The sequence below is a fragment of the Lysobacter yananisis genome (assembly GCF_031199375.1).
Lineage (GTDB): Bacteria > Pseudomonadota > Gammaproteobacteria > Xanthomonadales > Xanthomonadaceae > Lysobacter > Lysobacter yananisis.
In genome coordinates this window covers 764847-781999 of sequence record NZ_CP133568.1, presented here as the reverse complement: position 1 = coordinate 781999, position 17153 = coordinate 764847, and the positions used below count along the sequence as shown (strand labels likewise).

10 protein-coding genes are annotated in these 17153 nt (G+C 70.9%); 4 read left to right on the top strand and 6 right to left on the bottom strand.

Annotation, left to right across the window (positions count from 1 at the left end):
- Positions 1–37 precede the first annotated feature (37 nt).
- From RDV84_RS03370 to RDV84_RS03350, 5 genes are all read right to left on the bottom strand, one after another.
- Positions 38–1048, bottom strand: a complete 1011-nt coding sequence (locus RDV84_RS03370) for a FecR family protein (protein ID WP_309152441.1) — start codon at positions 1046–1048, stop codon at positions 38–40.
- Between the two features lie 81 nt (positions 1049–1129).
- The gene (locus RDV84_RS03365) at positions 1130–1630 is read right to left on the bottom strand and encodes a sigma-70 family RNA polymerase sigma factor (protein WP_309152440.1); all 501 of its coding nucleotides are present in this window, start codon (positions 1628–1630) and stop codon (positions 1130–1132) included.
- Positions 1631–1768: 138 nt separating this feature from the next.
- Complete coding sequence (locus RDV84_RS03360; RefSeq protein ID WP_057946168.1) at positions 1769–2092, bottom strand: hypothetical protein; 324 nt, start codon at positions 2090–2092, stop codon at positions 1769–1771.
- Between the two features lie 113 nt (positions 2093–2205).
- Complete coding sequence (locus RDV84_RS03355) at positions 2206–3126, bottom strand: NAD(P)/FAD-dependent oxidoreductase (RefSeq protein ID WP_057946169.1); 921 nt, start codon at positions 3124–3126, stop codon at positions 2206–2208.
- The gene (locus tag RDV84_RS03350; protein ID WP_057946170.1) at positions 3119–3580 is read right to left on the bottom strand and encodes an Rrf2 family transcriptional regulator; all 462 of its coding nucleotides are present in this window, start codon (positions 3578–3580) and stop codon (positions 3119–3121) included. Before RDV84_RS03350 ends, RDV84_RS03355 begins: the two co-directional genes overlap by 8 nt.
- 324 nt (positions 3581–3904) lie before the next feature.
- Here RDV84_RS03350 and RDV84_RS03345 point away from each other — a divergent pair, with 324 nt between their 5' ends.
- Genes RDV84_RS03345 through RDV84_RS03330 form a run of 4 tightly spaced genes read left to right on the top strand, consistent with a single transcriptional unit; the run spans position 3905 to position 13858 of the window.
- On the top strand, positions 3905–4957 hold the full coding sequence (locus RDV84_RS03345; RefSeq protein WP_309152439.1) for a DUF7927 domain-containing protein: 1053 nt from the start codon (positions 3905–3907) through the stop codon (positions 4955–4957).
- 53 nt (positions 4958–5010) lie between these two features.
- Entirely contained in the window at positions 5011–9564 is a 4554-nt protein-coding gene (locus RDV84_RS03340; protein WP_309153675.1) for a DUF7507 domain-containing protein, read from the top strand.
- Entirely contained in the window at positions 9561–13352 is a 3792-nt protein-coding gene (locus tag RDV84_RS03335; RefSeq protein WP_309152438.1) for a hypothetical protein, read from the top strand. The genes RDV84_RS03340 and RDV84_RS03335 overlap by 4 nt, the downstream gene beginning before the upstream one ends.
- A gap of 20 nt (positions 13353–13372) precedes the next feature.
- Positions 13373–13858, top strand: coding sequence for a hypothetical protein (locus tag RDV84_RS03330; protein ID WP_309152436.1), 486 nt, complete (start codon positions 13373–13375; stop codon positions 13856–13858).
- Here the strand turns inward: RDV84_RS03330 and RDV84_RS03325 are convergent.
- Positions 13813–17019, bottom strand: coding sequence for a M16 family metallopeptidase (locus RDV84_RS03325; protein WP_309152434.1), 3207 nt, complete (start codon positions 17017–17019; stop codon positions 13813–13815). The two genes, RDV84_RS03330 and RDV84_RS03325, sit on opposite strands and share 46 nt — an antisense overlap.
- Positions 17020–17153 lie beyond the last annotated feature (134 nt).

The following is a 17153-nucleotide window of genomic DNA, read 5'->3' as shown; positions in this document are numbered from 1 at the left end:
CGACCGGGCGCGGCCGATCGAACGGCCTCAATCGGCCTCAATCGGCCGGCGGCCGCACCAGCAAGGCGCCACCCGGCAGGCGTTGCACGCGCAGGTTGGCGCGCTGCGCGACCGCGGCGATGGCCTCGTCGCTGCGGTCGGCGCGCAGGCTGGCGCTGATCCGCGGCGCGCGTTCGAACGAGCCCAGCGTCCACACCGGCGCGCTGCGGTAGCGGGCGATGCGGCGCAACGCCTCGTCCGCGCGCACCGAGTCGAACGACAGTTCGCCCTGGCGCCAGCCGGCGATGTCGGCCGTGGCGGTCGGCTGCGGTGCCGTCGGCGCGCCGCCTTCGGCGTAGCTCACCGCCTGGCCGGCGGCGACGCTGACCGGCGCGGCGCCGCCGGAATCGACTTCGACCAGGCCCTCGCTGACAGCGGCGAGCACATAGGCGTCGTACCGGCTCACTTCGAATGCGGTGCCGATGTCGCGCACGCTGCCGCCGAGCGCATCCACCCGGAACGGCCGCGCGTCGCCGTGCGCGACCCGGAACCAGGCGTTGCCGCTCAGCAGTTCGATGCGGCGTTCGCGGCCGTCGAAGTCCACCGCGACCGCGGAGTCGGCATCCAGCGCGAGCGTCGAGCCGTCGGCGAGGGTGTAGCGCGCCGCGGCGATGCCGGTGCGGTAATCCGCGCGCAGGTTCAGGGCCAGGATCGGCGCGGCGGCGACGACGGCCGCCAGGCATGCGGCGCTCGCCAGCCCCCAGGCCGCGAGGCGCGAGCGCGTGCGGCGCGGGCGCGCCGCGAAGGCGGGGCGGGGCGCCGTGGCCTGCGGCGACGGCGCAGATTCGAACGCGTCGCGCATCGTTCCCAGCGCGCGCCACAGCTCGCGTTGGCGCGCGAACGCCTGACGATGCGCCGGGACGCGCCGCCAGGCGTCGAACGCGGCCAGCTCGGCTTCGTCGATCTCGCCCGAAGCCAGTCGCGCCACCCAGGCGCGGGCCTGGCCGGCGGGGTCGTCGCTGCCGGGGTAGGGCGGGTCGGTCGGATCGGTGTGCGCGGACGGGGTCATGCGGTGGCGGAAGCTGCCTGGACTTGGATGAGGACGAACGCCGCGCGGCCTTACCCAACCCCCGCCGCGCCGCTGGCCGGATCAGCCGCCGCCGCGGGCCTGGTCGAGCAGGCGCAGCGCGCGCTGGATGTGTTTTTCCACGGTGGTCGAGGACACGCCCAACAATTGCGCGATCTCGCGTTGGGTCAGCCCTTCGAAGCGGTTGAGCATGAAGATGCGCTTGCTCGGTTCGGGCAGCTCGCGCGCCGCGCGCGCGACCCGTTCCAGCTCGTCGCGTGCCAGCGCCACCCGCGCGGTGTCCGGCGTTTCCTCTTCCTCCAGGCAGGCCGCCGCGGCCTCGCGCAACTTGCGCCGGCGCGCCTCGCTGCGGCCCTGGTCGACCGCGTGATGATGGGCGAGGCGATAGAGATAGTTGCGCGCATCGGCGATCGGCGGTTCGCCGGCCACCGCGATGACCTTGAAGTACATCGATTGCAGCGCGTCCTCGGCGGTGGCCCGGTCGAGGTAGCGGCCGAGGTAGCGCAACAGCCGCTCGCGCTCGGTGACCAGCAGCGAGGTGAGGACGGCGGCGTTGGAAGGCATCGTCTCGGCGCGCGGCCGTCGGGCGCGGCCCATCTGCAGGAAAGCGGAGTCGCGGCGACTCTAGCTCAAATGATAACGATTGTCATTTGCGGCTTTAGCCGAGCGGGTTTCCCGCACGCCGACCACGCGCGACGGGCGTCAGGCCGCCCGCGCCGCCGCGCTCCAGTCGACCGCGAGCTCGGCGCGTACCGCCTCGCCCTGGCCGCTGAGCCAGCGCGCCACCCAGCCCGCCGCGGCCGCGTCGGTGCGGAACGGCCGGCTGACGTGATCCTTGAGCCCGAGGTGGCGGCGGATCGTGGCGATCGCGCCGTGGCCGTCGCGGGCCGGGGTCACCGTGGCCAGCCAGGCCTCGCAGTCCTCGTCCGGCACCGCGACCAGGTGCGAGGGGAAGATCGAGCCGGCGAAGGGGGCCTCCCAGTGGAACCCGGGCGGCAGTTCGTGCAGGGGCGAGTGAGTGTCCATGGCGCGGACGCTAGAACGGCGGTGTCTCGCGAACTAAGACGCCGCCGCGCGCGCCGACGGCCGGTGGCGTCCCGCGCCGCCGGCCCGGCGCCGACGGCTTCGCTGTGCCGGCGTCACGCCGCCAGCGGCTGGAACACCAGCGCCTGGTGCGCCGACGCGCCGGCGGTGACGCCGTCGGACGCGGCCCAGGTCGCGTTGTGCATCGGCCGGGCGATGTCGCCGGCGGCGTACACGCCCGCGACCGTGGTCTGGCGGCTGTCGTCGGTCCGGATCACCGGCCCCAGCGGGCCGTCCTCGATCGCGCAGCCGAGCTGTTCGGCCAACGCGCTGTTCAAGCGCGTGCGGCTGGCGACGAACAGAGCATCGATGGCGGCCTCGCGGCCGTCGGCCAGGCGCAGCGCCGACAGCGATTGTTCCGCGCCCAGCAGTTCGGCGATCGGCGCCGGCTCGATCGCCACGCCGCGCTGCGCCAACTGCGCGGCGAGCTGCGCGTCTGGCGCCGGTTCGCCGTTGAGATAGAGCGTGGTCGGCCCCCAGTCGGCGACCAGCAGCGCCTTCTGCGCGGAGAAACTGGCCGACTGCAGCACGCCCAGGCGCTGGCCGGCGAATTCGTAGCCGTGGCAGTACGGACAGTGCAGCACGCTCTTGCCCCAGCGTTCGGCCGCGCCGGGCAGTTCGGGCAGGACGTCGTTGACGCCGAAGGCGAGCACCAGCTTGCGCGCGGCGAGAACGCCGCCGTCGCCGGCGACGACTTCGAACCCGCCCTCGATGGCGGATGCGCGGAGCGCTTCGGCGGCGATGACGCGGGCCGAGGGATAGCGGCGCAGCTGCGCCTGCGCGGCGGCGACCAGAGTGCGCGGATCCTCGCCGTCGCGGCTGAAGAACCCGTGCGCGGCGTCGGCGAAACGGTTGCGCGGGCGGCCGGCGTCGAGGATGCGCACCGAGCGGCGCGCGCGCGCCAGCTGCAGCGCGGCGGAGAGTCCGGCGAAACTGCCGCCGATCACGATGGCATCGAGCAGACGATCGTCAGTCATGGGCGTGCTCCAGGTCGATGGTGTGTCCGGCGGCGAGCATGCCGGCGTGGAAGTCGGCGCTCAGCGCGGCCAGGGTGACGGCGCCGAAGCGCTCCAGCAGCAGCGACTGGGCTGCGTCGAAGGCGCCGTCGAGGGCGTGGTTGACCGCTTTCTCGACCAGGCAGTGCGGGTTATCGCTGCGGTGGCCGAGCGCGAACAGGCCGGGCGCGCCGATGCCGCGGTAGATGTCGAGCAGGGTGATGGCGTCGAGCGGGCGGGCGATGCTCCAGCCGCCGCCGTGGCCTTTCTCCGAGCGCACCAGCCCGGCCTCGCGCAGGCCGGCCATGGTCCGGCGCACGACCACCGGGTTGGTGCGCATCGCCCGGGCCAGGACCTCCGAGGTGACCGGACGCGGCGATTCGGCCATGTGCAGCAGGACATGGAGGACGCCGGAGAGGGTGCCGTTCGATTTCATGGAACAAATATTGTTACATGATGGCCCTGGCTGTCAAACGTGCTTCCGCTTCCGCGCGAAGACGCTTTTTGGCACGCCGCAAGGGGCAGCGATGTGCCATCGCTGCCTCAGTTCGTAAGCCTCTTTTCGGCCTGCCGCATTGGGACGCGTCCCGAGCGGCGCCCTCGTTTTCGCCCATGGACGCCCCTTGGGTCGAGTTTTGTGACCGATTTCGCTTTTTGATGTCCGCCCTCGTGTTCCGGCAGCGATTGGACAGGGGTGAGCGAATCAGGGGGCGTTTTCGTGGCGGGATTTCTTTCCAATTGTGCAGGTGTGGCGGGCGGCTTGACGCGCCGCCTGGTTCTGGCGGCCATGTTGCTGTCGGGCGCGGGTTCCGCGCTGGCACAGAACGCGATCAACAACGCCTCGGTCGCCCCTCCCGCCGGCGTGCGCAACACCGGCGTCGCTTGCGCCCAGGCCGGCGGTGTCTTCGACAACGCGACCGGGGCCTGCACCGCGACCGACAGCGATCCGATCGTTTCGCCGGAAATCACCAGCAGCAAGTCGTCGACGCCGACGACGGGCACGACGGTGAACCCGGGCGAGACGATCACCTACACCCTGTCGACCACGATCACGACGGCGGCGCTGACCCAGGTCTATACCCTGACCGACACGCTGTCGGGCGATCAGACCTTCGGTTCGGTGACCAACGCGGGTGCGTACACCTGCACGGGCACCGGCCCGGTGGTGTGCACGCTGCCGGCAGGCACCGTCCCGGGCACCTACACCCTGACCTACACGACGACGGTCGATGCCGATGCGTCGGGCACGGTCGGTAACAGCGTCGCGGGCACGGGCGGCGGCGATCCGGATCCGGAGTGCAGCAACTGCACGACCACGCACCCGGTCGCCCTACCGGTCATCACCAGCAGCAAGTCGTCGACGCCGGCGACGGGCACGACGGTGAATCCGGGCGACACGATCACCTACACCCTGTCGACGACGATCACGACCGCGGCGCTGACCCAGGTCTACACCCTGACCGACACCTTGTCGGGCGATCAGACCTTCGGCTCGGTGACCAATGCGGGCGCGTACACCTGCACGGGCACCGGCCCGGTGGTGTGCACGCTGCCGGCGGGTACGGCTCCGGGCACCTACACCCTGACCTATACGACCACGGTCGACGCCGATGCGTCGGGCACGGTCGGCAACAGCGTGACCGGCACCGGCGGCGGCGATCCGGATCCGGAGTGCAGCAACTGCACGACCACGCACCCGGTGGCCTTGCCGGTCATCACCAGCAGCAAGTCGTCGACCCCGGCGACGGGCACGACGGTGAATCCGAGACCATCACCTACACGCTGTCGACCACGATCGCGACCGCGGCGCTAACCCAGGTCTACACCCTGACGGATACCCTGTCGGGCGATCAGACCTTTGGTTCGGTGACCAATGCCGGTGCGTACACCTGCAATGCCGGCGGTCCGCTTTCGTGCACGCTGCCGGCGGGCACCGCCCCGGGCACCTACACGTTGACCTACACGACCACGGTCGACGCCGATGCGTCGAGTACGGTCGGCAACAGCGTGACCGGCACCGGTGGCGGCGACCCGGATCCGGAGTGCAGCAACTGCACGACCACACATCCGGTGGCCTTGCCGGTCATCACCAGCAGCAAATCGTCGAACCCGGCGACGGGCACGACAGTGAATCCGGGCGACACGATCACCTACACCCTGTCGACGACGATCACGACCGCGGCGCTGACCCAGGTCTACACCCTGACGGATACCTTGTCGGGCGATCAGACGTTCGGTTCGGTGACCAATGCCGGTGCGTACACCTGCACGGGCACCGGCCCGGTGGTGTGCACGCTGCCGGCGGGTACGGCTCCGGGCACCTACACCCTGACCTATACGACCACGGTCGACGCCGATGCGTCGGGCACGGTCGGCAACAGCGTCGCGGGCACCGGCGGCGGCGACCCGGACCCGGAGTGCAGCAACTGCACGACGACGCATCCGGTCGCCTTGCCGGTCATCACCAGCAGCAAGTCGTCGACCCCGGCGACGGGCACGACGGTGAATCCGGGCGATACGATCACCTACACCCTGTCGACGACGGTCGCGACGGCAGCGCTGACCCAGGTCTACACCCTGACGGATACCTTGTCGGGCGATCAGACGTTCGGCAGCGTGACCAATGCCGGTGCGTACACTTGCAATGCCGGCGGTCCGCTTTCGTGCACGCTGCCGGCCGGCACCGCGCCGGGCACCTACACGCTGACCTATACGACGACGGTCGATGCGGACGCGTCGGGCACGGTCGGTAACACCGTCGCCGGTACCGGTGGCGGCGATCCGGACCCGGAGTGCACGAACTGCACGACGACGCACCCGGTGGCCTTGCCGGTCATCACCAGCAGCAAGTCGTCGACCCCGGCGACGGGCACGACGGTGAACCCGGGCGATACGATCACCTACACCCTGTCGACGACGATCACGACGGCGGCGCTGACCCAGGTCTATACCCTGACCGACACGCTGTCGGGCGATCAGACCTTCGGTTCGGTGACCAACGCGGGTGCGTACACCTGCACGGGCACCGGCCCGGTGGTGTGCACGCTGCCGGCAGGCACCGTCCCGGGCACCTACACCCTGACCTACACGACGACGGTTGATGCCGACGCGTCGGGCACGGTCGGCAACAGCGTGACCGGCACCGGCGGCGGCGATCCGGATCCGGAGTGCACCAACTGCACGACCACGCACAACGTGTCCCTGCCGGAGATCGCGAGCAGCAAGTCGTCGAACCCGGCCACGGGCACGACGGTGAACCCGGGCGAGACGATCACCTACACCCTGTCGACGACGATCACGACCGCGGCGCTGACCCAGGTCTACACCCTGACCGACACCCTGTCGGGCCAGCAGACGTTCGGCAGCGTGACCAATGCCGGTGCGTACACCTGCACGGGCACGGGTCCGCTGGTGTGCACGCTGCCGGCCGGTACCGCGCCGGGCACCTACACGCTGACCTACACGGCCACGATCAACGCCAATGCCGCGGGCACCACGGTCGGCAACAACGTGACCGGCACCGGCGGCGGCGATCCGACGCCGAGTTGCGCGCCCTGCGCCACGACCCATCCGGTGCAGGCCAATGCCGATCTGCGTTCGGAGAAGGCCCTGGCCGGAAACGCCGATGAAGACGGCAGCGGCACGGTGACCGCGGGCGACACGCTGACCTACACGGTCACGGTCACCAACACCGGCAACGTGGCGCTGACCAACCTCACGGTGACCGACACCAAGATCGCGCCGAACACGACCACCTGCGCCACCGTCGAGCCGGGCCAGACCTGTGTGCTGACCGGTACCTACTCGGTCACCCAGGCCGACGCCAACGCCGGCATCGTGCGCAACGCCGCGATCGTCACGGCCGAAACGCCGCCGGGCGTGCCGTCGCCGTGCACCGCCGGCGCCAGCGATCCGAAGTGCAATCCGAAGCTCGACGTGCCGGTGATCCAGGCGCCGGGCCTGAAGTCGGTGAAGACGATGGACCGCAACGCCGACGAGGACGGCAACGGCCAAGTCAGCGTGGGCGACACCCTGACTTACTCCATCACCGTCACCAACACCGGCAACGTGACCTTGACCGACGTGGTCGTCGCCGACGCCAAGATCGCGCCGAACACGATTACCTGCGCGAGCGTCGATCCGGGCCGCACCTGCGTGCTGACCGGTACCTACACGGTCGTCCAGGCCGACGTGGACGCCGCCGGCGTGGTCAACACCGCGACGGTGAGCACTTCCACGCCGAACGTTTGCCCGGCCGGTTCCACCGAGGCGGTCTGCAAGCCGACCGTCACCGTGCCGATCCAGGCGCAGCCGGCCGTGGCCATCGTCAAGGTCGCGACCCTGAGCGTCGACAACGCGACCAAGGGCGTCGGCAACGCCAACGACGTCATCAGCTACGCGGTGCGCATCACCAACACCGGCAACATCACCCTGCACGACATGGGTACCCGCGACGTTCTGGAGAACTACGCGCCGACCGAACTGCGTTGCGGCACCACCACGCTCGTTCCGGGCGCCAGCACCGACTGCGAGGTCTACACCCACACCATCACCCGCGAGGAAGCCAACGCCGGCGGCACCCTGGACAACGTGGTCACGGTCACCGCGCGCTACGGCAGCGTGGGCGGCGGCGGCCAGACCTCGGGCACCGCCACCGCCACCGGCACCGCGATCATGGCGGTCGAACCTGAGCAGGCCAGCGATCTGGTAGTCAGCAAGGAAGCGCGTCCGCAGCGGGTCAAGATCGGCGACCTGGTGCGCTACACGGTGACCGTCAAGAACGTCGGCGAAACCGACGCGCTCGACGCGACCCTGGTCGACACGCCGCCAGCCGGCTTCAGCTTGGTCGAAGGCAGCCTGCAGGTCGCCGACCGCGACGGCCAGGGCCGCCTGATCGGCAACTCCCCGGTCAGCGTCGACGGCCTCGACATCCAGGCCGGCCAGTCGGCGACCGTGGTCTACCTGCTGCGCGTCGGCGCATCGGTGCGGCCGGGCAGCCACGTCAACAGCGCCTACGCCGAGGACGGCGGCAAGCGTTCCAACATCGCTACGGCGACGGTGGAACTGGTGTCCGATCCGCTGCTCGACGAATCGCTGCTGCTCGGCACCGTGTTCGACGACCGCGACGAGGACCGCTGGCAGGATCCGGCCGACCTGAGCGAACTGCGCGTGCAGGGCGGCTTCGCCCCGGGCGCCTACATCGCCAACTCGACCACGGTCGATCGCGGCGACGGCGCCAGGCCGGAACCGGATGCGAGCTCGCCGATGCTGCACGGGATCGCCCTGGGCAAGATCGCGGGCCGCCAGTCCGACGCCGACCCGGTCGCCGCGCACACCGTGACGATCAGCCAGTTGCTGCGCGAGCCGAGCTTCACCGACGACTTCGTGCTGACCAACGCGCAGGGCGTCACCGTGCGCATGGACGCGGCCGGCAACACCCGGGTCGAGCGTTCCGGCGATGCCGGCAAGGGCCTCACCGGCGCCGATCCCAAGGTCGAACGCCGCGTGGCGCAGGCCGAGGGCGGTTATCGCGTGGACTACATCGTGAGCAACCACGGCGTCGACGAACGCGGCATCCCGGGCGTGCGCCTGGCGTCGGTCGAAGGCCTGTTGATCGAGACCGACCAGTTCGGCCGCTATCACCTGGAAGGCGTCGCGGGCGGGCCGTGGGAGCGTGGGCGCAACTTCGTGCTCAAGCTCGATCCGGCGACCCTGCCGCCGGGCAGCAAGCTCACCACCGACAACCCGCTGGTGCGCCGCCTGACCCCGGGCGTGCCGGTGCGCTTCGACTTCGGCGTCAAGCTGCCGCCGGGCGAGATCCCCGGTCCGAAGCAGGACGTGGAACTGCGCATCGGCGAGGTGTTCTTCGATGCCGGCAGCGCGGCGGTCAAGCCCGCCTACCTGCCGGCGGTGGAGAACATGGCCGACAAGGTGCGCCAGTACGGCGGCGGCGAGATCGTCATCACCGCCAACGGCGACAGCGAGGCGCTGGCGATGGATCGCGCCCTGGCCGTGCGCAAGTCGCTGGAGTCGCTGTTGGCGCCGGAGCAGATCAAGGCGCTGCAGATCAGCGTGCGCACCGACGCCCAGGACCCGAAGACGATGGTGGTGGGCTTCGCCGAATGGCCCAAGCTCGGCGAAGTGCTGTTCGATACCGACAAATCCACGGTCAAGCCGAAATACCTGCCGCTGTTGAAGAAGATCGCGGCCGCGCTGGAGGACTTGAAGGGGAACCGTGTGGTCGTCGTCGGCCACACCGACAAGCGCGCTTCCGATGCCTACAACATCGCCTTGGGCATGCGTCGGGCGAAGGCGGTCTACGACGCCATCGCCGCCCACGCCAGTCCCGAGGTGCGCAAGGCCCTGCGCGTGGATGCCAGCAACGATCCGGACGCCCCCGCCGGCAAGAGCGAGAAATGAAGGGCGCCACCATGAAGATGAAACTGCTCGATTACACCCTGATCGGCATCCTGGCCGGTCTGTCCCAGGTCGCCGGCGCGCAGCAGGCCGCGTCGGCCGCGGCCACGCCCGCGTCGTCGCCCGATTCCGCGCAAGCGCCGGCGCCCGCGTCGCAAACGGCCGGCGCGCCGCCGCTGAACTGCGGCGACGCCGGTTGCGACAGCGGCGAAGGCGTGCTGTTCGAACTGCGCACGCGCGGCAAGCGCCAGCCCGAGACGGTCGGTACCAGCGACCGTTCCTCGTCCGAGGCGTTGCAGCCCGATCGCCGCGTGACCATCGAGGCGGAAGTGCCGCGTTCTCAATGGAAGGGCGAACTGCAGCCCGGCCAGGCCGTCGTGGTCGGCAAATGGTCGCTGCAACTGCCCGGCGGCGGCGTGGTGTGGGCGACCGAGGACCCCAACCTCGGCCAGCCGCGCATGGCCGTGTCGGCGCCGTCGCTGCTCGGGTTCGAGAACGGCCGCATCGTCAAGCCGGTGCGCTTTTACGCCTACAACAACTATTCGGCCTTCATCCAGCGCTCGGAAGTGCTGCTGTACCGCGCGACCGACACCGATCTGGTCACGCCGATCGCCAAGGTCGAGCTGCCCAACGCGGCCGTCGCCGACACCGAATGGAACGGCGAACTCGACCCGAACCTGCACCTGCGTCCCGGCGACGAACTGGTGTACATCGTGCGTGCCTACGGCGCGGACGGCAGTTTCGACGAAACCCATCCGCGCCGGCTGCAACTGGTCAGCCCGAACGAGGCCGAGAACGGCGCGCGGCTGCTGCGCGATCAGGTGCAGAAGTCGCAAGGCGCGGCGTTCAGCGTCGAGGAAGCCGAGCAGCGCAGCCAGGTCGACCGGGTGTTCGGCCAGGACAGCCTGCGCCAACAGAACATCGCCATCTACGGCTCGCGCATCCGCATCCAGGGGCGCAACATCCCCGAGCGCGAATCGATCAAGATCAACGGCCAATCGCACCCGATCGACCTGGAGCGCAAGTTCGTCGCCGAGTACCTGGTGCCGGTGGGACAGCATCGCTTCGACGTCGAAGTCAGCGGCGGGCAGGGGGCGAGCACGCACCAGGCGCTCGATGTCGACGTCAGCGGGCGTTACCTGTTCGCCGTCGGTCTGGCCGACGTCACCGCGTACAAGGGCAGCACCAGCGGCTCGATCGAGACCGTGGCCAACGACAAGCGCCTGGCCGACGACAGCCTGGTGGTGGACGGGCGGCTGGCGTTCTATCTGAAGGGCAAGTATCGCGGCAAGTATTTGGTCACCGCCCAGGCCGACACCCAGGAACGCGAGGTCTCCGAACTGTTCAACGGCTTCTGGGACGCCGACCCGCAGGACGTGTTCCGCCGCCTGGATCCGGACCAGTACTACCCGGTCTACGGCGACGATTCGACGACCTACCGCGACGTCGACACCATGGGCCGGCTGTACCTGCGCGTGGACTGGGACAAGAACCAGGCGCTGTGGGGCAACTTCAACACCGGCCTCACCGGCACCGAGTACGCCCAGTACAACCGCTCGCTGTACGGCGGCGCGCTGAGTTGGCGCAGCCGGCGCAGCACCGCGCTCGGCGAGCCGGGCAGCGAACTGCGCGTGTTCGGCTCGCAGGCGCAGACCGCGCCGGGCCACACCGAACTGCTCGGCACCAACGGCAGCCTGTACTACCTCAAGCACGGCGACCTGCTGCCGGGCTCGGACAAGCTCGCGGTGGAAGTGCGCGACCGCACCACCGGGCGGGTGCAGAGCCGGGTCGAGCTGGTGCGCGGTGCCGACTACGAGATCGACGAACTGCAGGGCCGGGTGCTGTTGACCCGGCGGCTGGACCAGATCAGCCGGCAGGACGCGCCCAGCTTGACCCGCGACACGCCGCTCGACGGTTTCGACCAGGTGCTGCTGGCGGATTACGAATATGTGCCGACCGGCTTCGACCCGGACGATACCACGCTCGGCTTCCGCGGCAAGCACTGGTTCGGCGAACACCTGGCCGTGGGCGGCACCTGGATCGACGAGAACCGCTCCGGCGAGGACTACGCGCTGCAAGGCGCCGACGTCACCCTGCAAGCCGGTCGCGGCACCTTCCTCAAGGTCGAGAACAGCCGCACCCAGGCCACCAGCGCGCCGATCTTCTATTCCGACAACGGCGGCCTGAGCTTCTCCGAACTCAACTCCGGCTTGCAGGACCGTCGCGGCCGCGCGCGTTCGGTCGAAGCGCGCGCGAACTTCAAGGAACTGGGCTGGAGCGACGGCGAATGGACCGCCGGCGCGTGGTGGCGCAAGGTCGACAAGGGCTATTCGATCGCCCGCTACGACACCAACGAAGCGGTCGAGGAACGCGGCGCCGAGGTCTACGGCGAGCTCACGCCGGCGGTGCGCCTGTTCGCGCGCTACAGCGTGGCCGAACGCGGCCAGCAGTCGCTGACCCAGGCGCAGGCCTCGGCCGAGTGGCGGCTCAACGACGAGTCCACCCTCAGCGCCGAAGTGCGCCGGGCGCAGGAAGACCGCGCCAACGGCCTGGACGCCGACGGCGTGCTGGCCGCGCTGCAGTACAAGCAGCGCATCGGCACCCAGCTGGAGCTGTTCGCGACCGTGCAGAAGACCGTCGACGACGACGATGGCCGCTACGCCGACAACGACTTGGTCACGGTCGGCGGCAAGTACCTGTTCGGCGAATTGTCCAGCGTCGGCGCCGAGATCAGCAGCGGCGACCGCGGCGATGCGGCCAAGCTCGATGCCGAGTACCGGCTGACCCCGGACCACTCGATCTACGGCGCCTACACCTATTCCACCGACACCAGCGACTACGACCCGCTGTTCGACGACCGCCTCAACACCGGCTGGACCCTGGGCCAGCGCTGGCGCCTGTCGAACCAGGTCAACCTGTTCAACGAGAGCGTGTTCCTCAAGGCGCCGAACCAGTCGGGCCTGGGGCATACCTTCGGCATGGACTTCTACCCGGGCGAGGGCTGGAACCTCGGCTTCGCCCTGACCAAGTCCACGCTCGAGCGCGAGGCCGAGCTCGGCAACGTCCAGCGTCGCGGCGCCAGCCTCACCGGCGGGCGCAGTTCGCTCGACACGCAGTGGCAGAGCAAGCTGGAATGGCGCCGCGACAGCGGCGCCGAGCAGCGCGAACAGTGGACCAGCACCAACCGTTTCCTGCACAAGTTCGACGACAGCTTCCGCATCGCCGGGCGGCTGAACTACTCGCAGACCCGGGACAAGCTCAACGTCCAGGCCGGCGCCAAGTTCGTCGAAGGCAACGTCGGCTTTGCCTGGCGGCCCTACAACAGCACCCGCTGGGCGCTGCTGGGCAAGTACACCTATCTGTACGACGTGTCTTCGCTGCAACAGGTCGGCCCGGACATCGCCACCTACGATCAGCGCACCCAGGTGCTTTCGTTCGAAGGCGTGTACAACCCGAATCAGCGCTGGGAATTCGCCGGCAAGCTGGCGCGACGCGAGGGCGAAGTACGCTTCGGCCGGCTGGAGGGCGAGTGGGCGGACTCGGCGACGACCTTCGGCGCGGTGCAGGCGCGCTACCGCGTGCGCGAGGTCTGGCACGGTCTGGCCGAGTACCGCTGGCTGGACGTGCGCGACGGCGGCACCCGCACCGGCCTGTTGCTCGGGGTGGATCGCGACCTCGGCAAGAACTTCCGCGTCGGCGTGGGCTACAACTTCACCGAGTTCAGCGACGACCTCACCAACTTCGACTACGACCACCGCGGGTGGTTCCTCAACATGGTCGGCAGTTACTGAGGCGGTCCCGATGCGCGGCCTTGGCCGCGCATCGGGACGCGCGGATCGACGCGCGGATCGACGCGCGGATCGACGCGCGGATCGACGCGCGGATCGACGCGCGGATCGACGCGCGGATCGACGCGCGGATCGACGCGCGGATCGACGCGCGGATCGACGCGCAGATCGACGAGCCGAAGGCACTGTCTGTGGCGCGGGGAATTCGCGCGGTCGCGGCTTGTTACGGCCCTGCCTGTAAGGTGGAAACAGGACTGCTCGTCGATTGGTGTGCGAGAGGCGCGAGTCCGATCGGGCGCCCGCGGCAAGAGCGCCGCAACCCGGAGCTAACGCAGCAGAAGGCCCGCGAGCGGGCGAGTCCAACGCAGAGCATGGGATGTGAGGCGTCGCCGCGCAGGTGCGGTGGGTCGCGGCCGTACAGAAGCCAGGCCCGCGCTCTTTCTTCGCGCGAAGCCTGGGCGCCTCAGCGCTGCGCGTCCTCGGCCGTCAGCGTTTCGACGTCCGCATAGGCCGCGCGCAAAGGCGCGGCGATGATCGCGGCCGGGCCGACCACGGTGACGCTGCTGGACTGCGGCGCGAACCAGCGCTGGGCCGCCTGTTGGACCTGTTCGGCCGCAACGCGTTTGATCGCGTCGGGATAGTCGCGCAACTGCTCGGTCGGAACGCCCTGGGCGACGAAGCCCGCCAGGGTCGCCGCGAGTCCCGCGCGCGTGCCGAGCCGGCGCTCGTAGTCGCCGACGACCAGCCGCTTGCGCGCGTCGAGTTCGGCCGGCGCGAGCGGTTCGGCGCCGAGATGGCGCAGTTCGGCCTGGATCAGCGTGGCGACCTGGGCGGCGGATTCGGGCCGGGTCAGGGTGGCGGCATAGAACAGCCCCGGCGTGCGGGTCTGGCTGAGCAGGCTGCCGGCGTCGTAGGTCAGTCCGCGCCGGTAGCGCAATTCGGTGTTGAGCCGCGACGAGCCGCCGGCGCCGAGCGCGGCGTTGGCAACCGCGGCGGCGGGCCAGTCCGGATCGCCGCGCGCCGGGCCGGGGCGGGCGACGATGACCGCCGCTTGCGAGGCGTCGGGGCGGTCGATCAGGCGCGTGTGCGGCGGCGGAAGGGCGTCCGTATTAGCCGGCGATATCCGAGCGTCGGACAGCGTCGTCGCGCGCGCGTCGGCGACGGCCGCGCCGGGAGCGGATGCATTGGCCGCGGGCTGTTTCGCGACCGTCGCGTCGTTGTTGCGTGCGTTTTTCGAAATTGCATGCGCGCCAGACGCATCCGCGGCGGTCGTCTCCGCAGCCTGCGCGATCATGGCGGACGTGCCCGCGCCCGACCGGTTCGAATCGGATGCGCCCGCGACGCAGTCGTCGGTGTCGATAGCGCCCGCGCCGACCGCATTCGCCACGGCAGCGCCCGCGATCCGCCGGCCCGCGGCAGATGCGTTGGCCGCAAGCGCGGCGGTCGCGCCGGTGTCGCGCCAATCGCCGAAGGCCGCTTCGGCCAGCGCCTTGGCCCGCGCCATGTCGATATCGCCGACGACGATCAATGCGGCGCGTTCGGGCCGCCACGCGCACGCGTGCGCCGCGCGTGCGTCCTCGACGGTCGCCACGCGCAAGCCGGTCGCGTCGCCGCCGGCCGGGCGGCCGTAGCCGCTCGCGCCGAACACGCTGCGTGCGGCGACGCGGCGGGCCAGCGCCATCGGTTCCTGCAGCGCGCCGTCGAGGCTGTCGAGGGCGCGCTCGCGCACCGTCTCGAACGCGTCCGGGGCGAACGCGGGGCGGCGCACGAGGTCGGCGAGCAGTTCCAGCGCCGGCGCCAGCGACGCGCGGTCGATGCTGAGTTCGTAGCTGGCCGCGTCCACGCCGACTCCGCCGCCGAGACTCGCGCCCAGCGCTTCGGCGTCGGCGACGATGCGCTGCGCCGGGCGCGTCGTCGTGCCCTGCAGCGCCCATTGCCGGGCCAGCGCGGCGACGCCGGCGCGGCCGCGCGGATCGGCGGCGCTGCCGGCCGGCGCGGTCAGCGCCAGCGCCACCAGCGGCGATCCGCGGCGCTCGGCGAGGATCACGCGCAGGCCGTTGTCCAGGCGCAGTTCGCGCGCGCTCGGCCGCGCCGCGTTCGTCACCGTGGTAGGCGCGGGCAACGGCACGCGCTCGGATTCGGGCGCGGTGGCGACGACCGGGAGCTCGGACGGGATCGCCAGCGCGTTCTCGACCACGCTCGCGGCCACCGCGACCGGATCGGCGCGGCCGTCCGCCGCCGCGGTTTCGGGCAGGCCGCGCAGCCACGCGGCGCGCTCGGGACGCAGGTAAGCGCGGGCGACGCGCTGCACGTCGGCCGCGCTGACCGCGGCCAGCGCGCGCCATTGGCGTTGGTCGGCCGCGGCGTCGCCGGCCACGGCCAGCGCGCGGCCCAGGGCCAGGGCGCGGCCGTCCGGCGTTTCGCGCTGGCGCAGCGCGGCGGCGAGCAGCAGGCGCTTGGCGCGCAGCAGTTCCGCGGCCGCGACCGGACGCGCGCGCAGGTCGTCGATCTGCGCGGCCAACGCGGCTTCGCCCGCGGCCGGATCGGCATCGCCGGCGAGGATCGCGTAGATCGCCAGGTAACCGCCGTAACGGCGGCGTTCGAACAGGCTGGACGCGGCCTGCGCGTGGCCGGCCTGGACCAGGCGCGTATCGAGGCGCGAGCCGGCGCCGCGGGACACGATCGCGTCGAGCGCCATCAGCGCCGGGGTGTCGGGGTGCGCGTCCGGCGGCAACGCGAACGAAGCCACTACCGCCGGCAGCGGCGTGCCCGGCGCGTGCACGCTGCGCCGCAGCGGCGCCCGGCGCGCCGGTTCGGCGGTGGCTGCGAGCCTCGGCAGCGGCTGCGCGGGGCGCGCGATCGGGCCGAAGTAGCGATCGACCCAGCGCTGCAGCTGCGCCGGATCGAAGCGCCCGGACACGATCAACGCCGCGTTGTCGGGACGGTAGTAGGCGGCGCGGAACGCGCGCACCTCCGCCAGGGTGATCCGGTCGAGGTCTTCGGGCCGGCCGATCGCCGGGCGCGCGTACGGCAGGCGCGCGTACGAGGCCGCCGGCAGGTCGGCCTGGACCAACCGGCCGAAGTCCTGCGATTGCAGGCGGGTGCGGATTTCCTCCTTGACCACCTCGCGCTCGGACGCGAGCGTGGCGGCGTCGACGACCAGCGCGCCCATCCGCTCGGCCTCGGCGAACAGGATCCGCTCCAGGTACGCGGGCGGCACGGTCTCGTAATAGCGCGTGTAGTCGTCTTCGGTGGACGCGTCGTCGCTGCCGCCGATTTCCTCGGCGAGCGTGGCGAAGCGGCCCGCGGGCAGGTTGCGGGTGGCCTTGAACATCAGGTGTTCGAGCAGGTGGGCGAGGCCGGCGCGATCCTTGGGATCGTCGCGGCCGCCGACGCCGTACCACAGGTTCACCGCGACCTCGCCCGCGTCCGGATCGGGCAGGGCGTAGACGCGCAGACCGTTGCCCAGGGTGCGCTCGGTGTAGGCCAGCGGCGGCACTGCGATGCCCGCGTCGGCAGCCGGCTCGGCCGCCGAGGGCGCAGGCGCGTGCGATGCCGCCGCCGGCGCGAGCGCCAGCACGGCCAGTGCGGCGAGCGCGGCAGGTACGAGCGAACGGCGCAGGCGCATCCGGCACAACCTAGACAGGGACGGAGACTGGAGCTTACTCAAGCTTCGGGCCGGCGCCGGGACTGCCATGAGTCACGGTCCGCAACTTCGCTGCCCGGCCTTGCCAGCGCGCCGCCGCGGGCGTACGGACGCGCTGCGCGCTTGTGTAAGCTCGGGCTGAGCCCCCGGCGGCGCCG